Source organism: Ureibacillus sp. FSL E2-3493, from assembly GCF_038077515.1.
GTDB classification, from domain to species: domain Bacteria; phylum Bacillota; class Bacilli; order Bacillales_A; family Planococcaceae; genus Ureibacillus; species Ureibacillus halotolerans.
Genome location: NZ_JBBOPK010000001.1, coordinates 2,245,476 through 2,257,296, shown reverse-complemented (window position 1 = coordinate 2,257,296; position 11,821 = coordinate 2,245,476). Strand labels below are relative to the sequence as shown.

10 protein-coding genes and 1 other annotated feature are annotated in these 11,821 nt (G+C 36.5%); of the genes, 9 read left to right on the top strand and 1 reads right to left on the bottom strand.

Annotation, left to right across the window (positions count from 1 at the left end; translation table 11 throughout):
- Position 1: 1 nt before the first annotated feature.
- The 8 genes from yihA (at position 2) to MHH69_RS11630 (ending at position 8,417) form a co-directional block, all read left to right on the top strand.
- Positions 2-583 carry a ribosome biogenesis GTP-binding protein YihA/YsxC gene (yihA, locus tag MHH69_RS11665; RefSeq protein WP_122971600.1) on the top strand — a complete coding sequence of 194 codons (582 nt, stop codon included), beginning with the start codon at positions 2-4 and terminating at the stop codon, positions 581-583.
- Positions 584-856: 273 nt separating this feature from the next.
- Entirely contained in the window at positions 857-2,218 is a 1,362-nt protein-coding gene (gene hemA / locus MHH69_RS11660) for a glutamyl-tRNA reductase (protein ID WP_122971601.1), read from the top strand.
- A gap of 257 nt (positions 2,219-2,475) precedes the next feature.
- On the top strand, positions 2,476-3,303 hold the full coding sequence (locus MHH69_RS11655) for a cytochrome c biogenesis protein (RefSeq protein ID WP_341362384.1): 828 nt from the start codon (positions 2,476-2,478) through the stop codon (positions 3,301-3,303).
- Positions 3,304-3,321: 18 nt separating this feature from the next.
- Positions 3,322-4,251 carry a hydroxymethylbilane synthase gene (hemC, locus tag MHH69_RS11650; protein WP_341362383.1) on the top strand — a complete coding sequence of 310 codons (930 nt, stop codon included), beginning with the start codon at positions 3,322-3,324 and terminating at the stop codon, positions 4,249-4,251.
- Positions 4,244-5,011, top strand: a complete 768-nt coding sequence (locus tag MHH69_RS11645; protein WP_122971604.1) for a uroporphyrinogen-III synthase — start codon at positions 4,244-4,246, stop codon at positions 5,009-5,011. The genes hemC and MHH69_RS11645 overlap by 8 nt, the downstream gene beginning before the upstream one ends.
- Positions 4,998-5,978: a porphobilinogen synthase gene (gene hemB, locus MHH69_RS11640; RefSeq protein ID WP_122971605.1), complete on the top strand. Its 981-nt coding sequence runs from the start codon at positions 4,998-5,000 to the stop codon at positions 5,976-5,978. The genes MHH69_RS11645 and hemB overlap by 14 nt, the downstream gene beginning before the upstream one ends.
- A gap of 2 nt (positions 5,979-5,980) precedes the next feature.
- Positions 5,981-7,267, top strand: coding sequence for a glutamate-1-semialdehyde 2,1-aminomutase (gene hemL / locus MHH69_RS11635; protein ID WP_122971606.1), 1,287 nt, complete (start codon positions 5,981-5,983; stop codon positions 7,265-7,267).
- A 160-nt stretch (positions 7,268-7,427) separates the two neighbouring features.
- The gene (locus tag MHH69_RS11630; RefSeq protein ID WP_122971607.1) at positions 7,428-8,417 is read left to right on the top strand and encodes a hypothetical protein; all 990 of its coding nucleotides are present in this window, start codon (positions 7,428-7,430) and stop codon (positions 8,415-8,417) included.
- On the opposite strand, the gene MHH69_RS11625 is transcribed toward MHH69_RS11630, so the two are convergent.
- On the bottom strand, positions 8,394-8,591 hold the full coding sequence (locus MHH69_RS11625; protein WP_122971608.1) for a hypothetical protein: 198 nt from the start codon (positions 8,589-8,591) through the stop codon (positions 8,394-8,396). The genes MHH69_RS11630 and MHH69_RS11625 overlap by 24 nt on opposite strands.
- A 172-nt stretch (positions 8,592-8,763) precedes the next feature.
- Positions 8,764-9,022, top strand: a binding site (T-box leader).
- A gap of 63 nt (positions 9,023-9,085) precedes the next feature.
- On the opposite strand from MHH69_RS11625, the gene MHH69_RS11620 reads away from it, so the two are divergent.
- Positions 9,086-11,737 carry a valine--tRNA ligase gene (locus MHH69_RS11620; RefSeq protein WP_122971609.1) on the top strand — a complete coding sequence of 884 codons (2,652 nt, stop codon included), beginning with the start codon at positions 9,086-9,088 and terminating at the stop codon, positions 11,735-11,737.
- The last annotated feature ends 84 nt before the right edge of the window (positions 11,738-11,821 follow it).

Sequence of the window (11,821 nt, the reverse complement as noted above, 5' to 3'; positions counted from 1 at the left end):
AATGAAAGTCCATAACGTAGAAATGGTTATAAGTGCCGTTAAACCAGAGCAATATCCAGAAGATGGACTTCCTGAATTTGCTTTAGCGGGCCGTTCGAATGTAGGGAAATCTTCCTTCATCAATAAGATGATTGGCAGAAAAGCATTAGCTCGTATTTCATCTAAGCCAGGGAAAACGCAAACGTTAAACTTTTATAAAATCGAGGAACAATTATTTTTCGTTGACGTACCTGGTTATGGCTATGCCAAAGTTTCCAAAAAGGAACGGGAAGCGTGGGGGAAAATGATTGAACGATATATAACAGCGCGTAGAGTATTACGTGCTGTTGTATTAATCGTTGATTTAAGACATGCCCCTACACAAGATGATGTCATGATGTACGATTTTTTAAAGTATTACAACATTCCTGCCATCGTTATTGCAACAAAAGCCGATAAGATAAAAAAAGGTAATTGGGAAAAGCATAAAAAAGTAGTAAGAGAAACGTTAGAGATGGATAAAAATGATCCACTAATCGTTTTTTCATCAGAAACAGGTTTAGGCTTCGAACAAGCTTGGACTGAAATTGAAAAACGAATGTAATCCTACATAAATCTACATGCGCTAGTAAAATTTTTGCTAGCGTATTTTTCTTAAACGATATTTCGACATTACATAACGAAATAATAGAATTATTCTAACTATTTCTTTTTAAGCATTCTAATTTGAAACATCACGTAATATTTGTTACACTTACTTTAGAATAATTCTAATTTAAAAATACTTTCATAGCATGTTCACATTTTATCGTGTGGATAACGCTTTCTTTATGTTAAAATAAAATTTATGAAATAGATCGTGTGAGGTGTAAAGTTCATGCATACACTAGTCGTAGGCTTGAATTATAGAACTGCGCCAGTCGAAATTCGTGAAAAATTGTCGTTTATTGAGAGTGAATTACCGAAGGCGATGGCAGCATTAAAAAAAGAAAAAAGCATATTAGAAGACGTAATTGTTTCAACATGTAACCGAACTGAAATATATGCGGTAGTTGATCAATTGCATACAGGCCGATATTATATTAAACAATTTTTAGCGAAATGGTTCGACATTCCTGTTGAACAATTTGAAACTCATTTATATATTCGAGAAGATGACGATTCGTTACATCATTTATTCCGAGTTACATCAGGAATTGACTCAATGGTGTTAGGTGAAACTCAAATTCTTGGACAAGTGAAGAAAAGCTTTTTAGAAGCCCAAGAAATTGGTTCTACTGGTACGATTTACAACCAATTGTTCAAACAAGCTGTCACTTTCGCTAAGCGTGCTCATAATGAAACGACAATTAATGAAAATGCAGTATCTGTTTCATATGCAGCAGTAGAACTTGCTAAAAAGATTTTCGGTTCATTAAAAAATAAACACGTTGCAATATTAGGTGCTGGTAAAATGGGTGAATTGGCGATTCAAAACTTATACGGTAACGGTGTAGGGAAAGTAACTGTTGTTAACCGTACTTTTGAAAAGGCCGAAAAACTAGCATCGAAATTTAACGGTGATGCGAAATCAATGCAAGAACTACAATGTATTTTATTAGAAGCAGATATATTAATTAGTTCTACAGGTTCGACAGATTATGTGATTGACTTGGAACTAATGGAGTACGTAGAACGTTTACGTAAAGGGAAACCTTTATTTATGGTCGATATAGCAGTACCCCGTGACTTAGATCCACGTATTGGCGATTTATCAAATGTTTTCTTATATGATATAGATGATTTGCAAGGTATTGTGGAAGCAAATTTAGCGGAACGTGAACAAGCGGCTCAAGAAATTACAGAAATGATTGGACAAGAAGTCGTTCAATTTAAAGATTGGTTTGCAACTTTAGGCGTTGTTCCTGTTATTTCTGCCCTTCGCAAAAAGGCGGATCGCATTCAAAAAGAAACGATGTCTAGTATTGAAAATAAAATGCCTAACTTAACGGAACGTGAACGCAAAATATTAAATAAACATACAAAATCCATCATTAATCAATTATTGAAGGATCCTATTTTACAAGCGAAGGAATTGGCGAATTCACCTAAGGCAAATCAACAATTGATGCTTTTCCAACAAATATTTGGTATTGAAGAAGCAGTCAATGAAGAAGTGAATACTCAACAGCGAAGTGAACAAGCTTTTATGGAAAGTTCACAAAATAAGGCAGTTTTAGATGGGAAATTGTCATATTAATTTTATTTAGTTAGAAGGATATTGGCTAAATAAAGCCTCTTAATATGGAAGCAACTATTTGATTTTCGTTATATATTGTATTTGTTGCCTTGTATTAAAAGTAGGCATTTTTATTTGTAATTGAGGCGTTTTCGTATCTGTATGGTAAACTGAGATACGAGAACGCTTATTTTTTGAAGTTTTACATATTTTTACTGAAAACCTTGAATAAGGTATTAGATTGATAAAAGTTGTAAAAGATGAAGAAGGGTAGCGAAATGACACAATTAGCAATGGCTAGGCTTTATGAGATCATGGTTGTTCTTTATGCCGTCGGAATCGTATTTTATTTCATCGATTTTTTCTACAAACGTGTTAAAATTCGACGAATTGGCTTTTGGCTCATTTCCGTCGTATGGGTCTTACAAACTGCATTCTTTTTACTTTATATAATCGAAATTAGGCGTTTCCCTATTCTCTCATTGACAGAGGGGATTTACTTTTACGCATGGTTACTTGTGACGATTTCGATTATTTTACATTGTATTGCACGAGTTGATTTACCTGTATTTTTTATTAATGTTTTAGGATTTATCTTTGTGACGATTCATTTATTTGCACCAAATCAGGTCGAACATCCACTAGTTGAATCGCTAGAATCTGAGATGGTATTTATCCATATATCCTTTGCTATTATTTCCTATGCTGCTTTTTCCCTTTCTTTTGTTTTTTCTGTTTTATATTTAATTTTATACAGATTGCTAAAGGAGAAAAAGTATACGAAATTATGGTCCCGCTTACCTAGTTTGCATCAAATGAGTAGGTGGATGTTTTATTCCGTTTTAATTGGTGTTCCGATTATTTTTATTAGTTTATTATTAGGCTTGGAATGGGCGTTTTTAAAATTGGAGGTCCTCTCCATTTTCGATATAAAAATTGTCGGTTCCTTTGTCATTACGGTTATTTATTTAACGGTTTTAGTATTACATCATAGTGGGAAACTTACAGGTTTAAATTTTGCTTGGGCACAAATTTACACTTTCTTACTTGTTGTAATTAATTTCTTCTTAGGTAGTAAATTATCCAATTTTCATTTTTGGTATTAGTAGAAAGGTAGGCTTATCATGAGAAAAATCATCGTAGGTTCACGGAAAAGTAAATTAGCACTAACTCAAACGAACTGGTTTATAAATGAATTAAAAAACGCGGGAGTTCCTTTTGAGTTTGAAGTAAAGGAAATTGTAACAAAGGGAGACCGTATTTTAGATGTTCAATTGTCTAAAGTTGGAGGGAAAGGGTTATTTGTAAAAGAAATCGAACAAGCCTTGTATGATAAAGAAATCGATTTTGCTGTTCATTCCATGAAAGACATGCCAGCAGTATTACCAGAAGGGTTAGTTATTGGATGTATTCCTCCCCGTGAAGATGCAAGAGATGCCTTTATCTCAAAAGGTCATGTGAAATTTGCGGACTTACCTAAAGGAGCAGTTGTTGGGACAAGCTCTTTACGTCGTAGTGCTCAACTTTTACAGGCAAGACCTGATCTTGAAATTAAATGGATTCGAGGAAATGTAGATACTCGTTTAGCAAAACTTGAAAATGAAGATTACGATGCAATCATTTTAGCTGCAGCTGGTCTGAAACGTCTTGGTTGGAATGATGACGTCGTTACAGAATATTTAGATATCGATTTATGTTTACCTGCAGTAGCCCAAGGAACATTAGGAATTGAATGTCGCGGAGATGACAAAGAGCTATTAGATGCATTAGCAAAATTAACAGATCAAACTACTTGGAACGAAGCCCATGCTGAGCGTGCCTTTTTAGCTGCTATGGATGGTGGCTGCCAAGTGCCAATCGCAGGCTATGCAAAAACTGAAGGGGATACATTAACTTTAACTGGACTAGTTGCAGCCCCAGATTCATCTGTTATTTATAAAGAAACTTTAACTGGAACTAACCCTGAGCAATTAGGGAAAGAAGTAGCGAACATTTTAACAGAGCAAGGAGCCTTTGATTTAATTCAGAAAGTAAAGGCTGAACAAAATGCTTAAACCTTTAGAAGGAAATACGGTCGTTTTAACGGGTACGACAAAATCGACTACAATCCTTACTAAAATTCAGTCATTAGGTGGAGAAGCTATTTCCTGTCCTCTTATTGAAACGAAAGAAACGATTCATCGAAATGATGATGAGCTACTTCAAAAAGCTCGAATAGTTGACTGGCTTATTTTCACAAGTCAAAATGGAGTCAGAGCCTTTTGTGATAAGATGAAACGCCATCATTTAACCCCTGCCCACTTTAATGGGCGGGTGGCGGCGGTTGGTACAAAAACAGCGAAATCTTTGGAACAAAATGGCTTCCAAGTAAGCTTCATGCCGACGGTTTTTAGTGCCGATGTATTTGTGAAGGAGTTCCCAGCGATAACGGGGGACGAACTAAACTGTTTGTTTATTAAAGGAAATAAAGCGAAAGATACGCTGAAAAGGGGATTACCTTTTGACGTGAAAGAATGGACTGTGTATGATACACATGAAAATCTGACCAATATTCAGTCTTTAATAGAACTTGTACAAACAAAGGCAAAACCAATCCTTATTTTCGCAAGCCCTTCAGCTGTAGATGTTTTTGCAAATCATGTTGCCCCTATTACCGGGTGGGATAAAGCTAAATTAGCTGCCATTGGCCATATAACAGCAGCAAGAATAGCGTTTTATGGTGCTGAAGTTACATACAAACCGAAAGTTTATACAATGGAAGCAGTTATTGAAGAAATTCAAAGAAAGAAGGAAATCAATCATGAAAGATCTTAATTTCAAAAGACATCGTCGTCTTCGTTCATCCGCAACAATGCGTTCAATGGTGAAAGAAACTTATTTGCATAAAGAGGATTTTATTTATCCGATTTTTGTCATTGAAGGGGAAAATATAAAAAATGAAGTAAGCTCCATGCCTGGTGTTTTCCAATATTCTTTGGACAGATTAGCTGAAGAAGTAGATGAAGTTGTCGCTTTAGGAATTCCATCGGTTATTTTATTCGGTATACCAGCAGAAAAGGATGCTGTAGGTACTGGTGCATTCCATGACCATGGTATTGTTCAAGAAGCAACTCGTTTAATTAAAGAACGTCATCCGGAATTAATCGTTATTGCGGATACATGTTTATGTGAATTTACTGATCATGGTCATTGTGGAGTAGTAGAAGGAGAAAAAATCTTAAATGACCCTTCACTAGATGTTTTAGCCCGTACAGCTGTATCTCAAGCAAAAGCAGGAGCGGACATTATTGCCCCATCCAATATGATGGATGGTTTCGTAGCGGCTATTCGTGTTGCCTTAGATGAAGCTGGTTTCGAAGATGTACCGATTATGTCTTACGCTGTAAAATATGCATCTGCTTACTATGGTCCATTCCGTGAAGCAGCAGATGGGGCTCCCCAATTTGGAGACCGTAAAACGTATCAAATGGATCCAGCGAATCGTTTAGAAGCATTCCGGGAAGCAGAATCCGATATCGAAGAAGGAGCAGATTTCTTAATCGTAAAACCTGCACTATCTTATTTAGATATTATTCGTGATGTTCGTAACAATTACAATTTACCAATCGTGGCTTATAACGTATCTGGTGAATATGCGATGGTAAAAGCAGCAGCATTAAACGGCTGGATTGATGAAAAAGCGGTAGTGCTAGAAACTTTACTTGGTATGAAACGTGCTGGTGCTGATATGATTCTTACTTATCATGCAAAAGATGCTGTCCGTTGGTTGGAGGGGAAATAATCATGACATATGAAAAATCGATTCAAGCATTTTCTGAAAGTGTTCATTTAATGCCTGGTGGGGTAAATAGCCCTGTACGTGCATTTAAATCAGTTAACACAGATCCAATTTTTATGGAATCTGGAAAAGGTGCCATTATTAAAGATATCGATGGCAATGAATACATTGACTATGTATTAAGTTGGGGCCCCCTTATTTTAGGTCATTCCCATCCAGAAGTTGTGAAAGCTATTCAAGAGCAAGCTGCAAAAGGCTCTTCTTTTGGTGCTCCAACTTTATTGGAAAATGAATTAGCTCAAATTGTTATTGATCGAGTTCCATCTGTTGAAATGGTACGTTTTGTTTCATCTGGTACGGAAGCGACAATGGCAGCATTACGTTTAGCCCGTGGATATACGGGTAGAGATATTATTTTAAAATTCGAAGGATCTTACCACGGTCACGGTGATTCTTTATTAATTAAAGCTGGATCAGGCGTCGCTACTCTAGGTTTACCTGATAGCCCTGGTGTTCCTGCGGATATCGCTAAAAATACATTAACAGTTGCTTATAATGATTTAGAAGCAGTACAAGCAGTATTTGAAAAATTTGGTGAACAAATTGCGGCTGTAATTGTGGAGCCAGTTGCAGGAAATATGGGAGTTGTTCCTCCGAAACCAGGTTTCTTAGAAGGGTTACGAAAAGTAACAGAAGAAAATGGATCCCTTCTTATTTTTGATGAAGTAATGACTGGTTTCCGTGTCGATTATCATTGTGCTCAAGGTTATTTTGGTGTGAACCCGGATTTAACATGCCTTGGTAAAGTTGTTGGCGGTGGTCTTCCAGTTGGTGCCTTTGCAGGGAAACGGGAAATTATGGAGCAAATTGCACCAGCAGGTCCAGTTTATCAAGCCGGAACATTATCCGGTAACCCATTAGCTATGACAGCTGGTATTGAGACGTTATCTCGTTTAACACCAGAATCCTATGAATATTTCAAAAAATTAGGTGACCAATTAGAGGCGGGTATTCGTGAAGCAGCAACGAAATACAATATTCCACATACTGTTAATCGCGCTGGTTCAATGATTGGTTTATTCTTAACAAATGAAGAGGTAGTGGACTTTGCTTCAGCTAAAACTTCAGACTTAAAATTATTTGCTGAGTATTATAAATTAATGGCGGAGGAAGGGATTTATTTACCACCTTCCCAATTTGAAGGATTGTTTATTTCAACTGCTCATACAGAAGAGCATATTGAAAAAACCGTAGAAGCATTCCATAAAGTGTTTGCCAAATTAGCCCGATAATGGAAAAGAGTGTCTATCTCAAAGGAGATAGGCACTCTTTTTTTATTAAAATAAAAAATAAGAATAAGTATGAAATGCCTTTTACTTACGGAAGTTTTATAGACATTTCTTAGCATACTTATTTTCTTGAAGCATATGGTAGATACGGGAGGGATACCATATGCAAAATATTAATTGGGATATGATGACGCAATTTGTATTTCCAGAACAGTTAGGTGTTGTGGAAGAAGTACTATCTGTTGATATAAAACCAATTTGGCAACAAATTGAGACGGATGACTCCATTCGTTTAGTCGGTATTTATCATATAGCAGCTACGGCACGTTTTAATCCAAATGAATTGCCGGAGTATAGCGATGGTACTTATATCGAAGAATTGGAATTTGAAGGGAATAACGGTTATTTTGAATATGCACTACCTTTAGAAATTGATTTGCCTCGTGATAAAGTTGCGAGTGAAAGTCAGCCTCAAATTTGTATAAATGATGTATCGTACTTTGTATATAATGGTTCAAATTGTACATTTAAATGGGATGTTGATTGTCAATTTGAAGAATCTGTCGAAGGTGCTTTATTCCATTACGAAGTGGAAAATTCGTCATCGGAACAACCTCCAGTAACTGAAGAAATTCAATTTAATTATGAAGCCGTTTTCCCTGAACAACCTACGATACCAGAAAAAACAGCGAATCTTGAACCATTGAACGAAGCAATCACATTTACTGAACAGTTAAACGAAGATGAAACACAACAAGAAGAATCACAGGTGACAGAAGAAATTCGTTTTGGACATGATGCTATTTTTCCAGAGGAGCCAACTGTTCAAGAACCATCAACTGCTCAAATGCAACCAGAGGTGGAGAATACAACTAATACCTCTGGACAAACTCCGACTGAAGAGCTGGAACTAGTTGTAGAAAATGAGAACGTATTATTCGATTCTTATGAAAGTAGTAGAAAATCATTGGATCATATTACGTTTTCTAGTGGTAACCTTGTAGATAATAGTGAAGAAACATCTGAGTCTGTAAATAAAGATAAAGTAGTGGAATCGACTCAATATTTCCCTACGGATACGGATGATTTTTATCAAGAATTAACGGAGTCGTATACGATTCTAAATTTCTCAAATAAAATCATTCGCAAATAACCAACATAATAAAACTAATATGAGTAATAAAATAAAATCGCCAGTTGTTGGTACTATTAATGTTCGGATAGCTTGGAAAACCGCAATGGGAATGGCAATTTGTTTACAAAAAAATCGAGTTTTCCTAAGCCATGGTGGCAACAAATAGGGATTGTAGTTACTTCGTTTTTTCATATTTTCACTTCCTTTCATCAAATTTATTGTCACTTGAAAACTGTTAATGGTATATTATACAATAAGAACAGTTATACTTTGTTTAACCGTTGTCTTATACTATATAGTTATGATGAATTGTTAAATTGGTTTCATCAAATTGCATCGGTTGACAAAAGTGAAGTGAATAATGATGGATGCGATGAACAGGAAGAGTAAAATGTGCTTGCTTGCTTAAGAGAGGAAACGGTAGCTGAAAAGTTTCTGCTTGCAACCATTTGAACGTAGCCTTGGAGCAGCTTTTGTGAAATGATAGTAGCAAAATGCCGGGTAAACCCCGTTACCACAATGAGTGTCGAGATATTAGTGTTATTTCGTTTGAATTGATAACCTTATCTCGGAATTAAAGGTGGTACCGCGAAAAATAGAATCAAAACTCCTTCGTCCTTTTGATAGGGCGATAGGAGTTTTTTTATTTTATTCGCTTTTAAAAAATATCATAAGGAGGAGTCAATATGACAGAACAACCAAACTTAACAATGCCAACGAAGTATGATCCCCAAAGTATAGAAGCGGGTCGTTATGAGTGGTGGTTAAAAGGGAAATTTTTTGAAGCACAGCCTGAAAGCGGAAAGCAGCCCTATTCCATTGTAATTCCACCTCCGAATGTAACAGGTAAATTACATTTAGGGCATGCATGGGATACGACATTACAAGATATTTTAATCCGTATGAAACGTATGCAAGGATACGACGCATTATGGTTACCTGGTATGGACCATGCTGGTATTGCAACACAAGCAAAAGTTGAAGAGAAACTTCGCGAACAAGGGATTTCCCGTTACGATTTAGGCCGTCAAAAGTTCCTTGAGAAAACGTGGGAATGGAAAGAAGAATATGCTGGCCATATTCGTGAGCAATGGGCAAAAATCGGCCTTGCTCTTGACTATACAAAAGAACGTTTTACATTGGATGAAGGTTTATCGGATGCCGTTAAAGAAGTATTCGTTTCATTGTATGAAAAAGGCTTAATTTATCGTGGTGAACGGATTATTAACTGGGATCCAGCAGCAAAAACAGCTTTATCTGACATTGAAGTAATTTATAAAGATGTTGAAGGTGCGTTTTACCATATGAATTATCCATTGGCAGATGGTTCAGGTGTGTTGGAAGTAGCAACAACTCGTCCGGAAACGATGCTTGGTGATTCTGGGGTAGCCGTTCATCCAAATGACGAACGCTATAAACATTTAGTTGGTAAAACCGTTATCCTGCCAATCGTTGGTCGTGAGATTCCAATCGTAGCAGATGATTACGTAGATATGGAATTCGGTACAGGGGTTGTAAAAATGACACCTGCCCATGATCCAAATGACTTTGAAGTTGGTAACCGCCATAACTTAGAACGTATTCTCGTGATGAACGAAGATGGTACGATGAATGAAAATGCTGGAAAGTATCAAGGGATGGATCGTTTCGAATGCCGTAAACAAATTGTAGAAGATTTAAAGGCAGCAGGAGTACTTATTAAAGTCGAGCCTCATACCCACTCTGTAGGTCACTCAGAACGTTCAGGTGCTGTTGTGGAACCATATTTATCAAAACAATGGTTTGTAAAAATGCAACCGTTAGCAGAGGCTGCTCTTAACTTACAAGGGAATGAAGAAAGTAAAGTAAACTTTGTTCCTTCCCGATTTGAAAATACGTATTCCCGTTGGATGGAAAATATCCGTGACTGGTGTATTTCACGTCAACTGTGGTGGGGTCACCAAATCCCAGCTTGGTATCATAACGAAACAGGAGAAGTTTATGTAGGGAAAGAGGCTCCGAAAGATGCAGAAAATTGGACGCAAGATGAAGACGTATTAGATACTTGGTTCTCTTCTGCTCTATGGCCATTCTCTACTATGGGCTGGCCTGATGAAAATAATGAACTTTATAAACGTTACTACCCAACAAGTACATTAGTAACGGGATATGATATTATTTTCTTCTGGGTTTCTCGAATGATTTTCCAAGGGAAAGAATTTACAGGGGAACGTCCATTTAAAGATGTATTAATTCATGGGTTAGTTCGTGATGGTGAAGGACGTAAAATGAGTAAATCCCTCGGCAATGGTGTAGATCCAATGGAAGTAATCGACCAATATGGTGCCGACTCCTTACGTTATTTCTTAGCAACTGGATCATCTCCAGGTCAAGATTTACGTTATACAACAGAAAAAGTAGAATCGATTTGGAACTTTGCCAATAAAATTTGGAACGCTTCCCGTTTCGCTTTAATGAACATGGATGGGATGAAATATGAGGAAATCGATTTAACAGGTCATTTAAATGTTGCGGATAAATGGATTTTAACTCGTTTAAATGAAACGATTGAGCGGGTAACAAATTTAGCAGATCGTTATGAATTCGGTGAAGTAGGCCGTGAATTGTATAACTTCATTTGGGACGATTTCTGTTCATGGTATATTGAAATGGCGAAACTACCTCTTTATGGAGAAGATGAAGCAGCGAAGAAAACAACACGTTCTGTTCTTGCTTACGTACTTGATCAAACAATGCGATTATTACATCCGTTTATGCCTTTCATTACAGAAGAAATTTGGCAACACCTTCCACATGAAGGCGAGTCAATTACAGTTGCTGCATGGCCAACAGTTAAAGAACAGTTTAACTTTACTCAAGATGCGGAAAGTATGAAGCTATTAACAGATATTATTCGCTCTGTTCGTAACATTCGAGCTGAAGTAAATACGCCAATGAGTAAAAAAGTTCCATTATTTATTTCTGCTAAGGATGGGGAAACAGCGAAAGTGTTAGAAGACAATACTGCTTATATCGAAAAGTTCTGTAATCCAGAAACTTTATCTATTGGAGTAGCATTAGAAGCACCTGCCCAATCCATGACGGCAGTAGTATCAGGCGCTGAAATTTATTTACCACTTGCAGGATTAATTAACTTAGATGAAGAAATTGCTCGTTTAGAAAAAGAATTAGAAAAATGGGCGAAAGAAGTGAAATTAGTTTCTGGTAAACTTTCAAACGAGAAATTTGTTTCAAAAGCTCCAGAAGCTTTAGTTGCAAAAGAACGAGAAAAACTGGCTGATTATCAAGAAAAATATGAAGCGGTTGAAAAACGTTTAGCAGAATTAAAAAATATGTAATATGATAAAAGATGTCCTAGTTTAACTAGGGCATTTTTTCTTTTACAATAACCTTAAGTTGGAGAATTGTTGTTTTTTTAATGA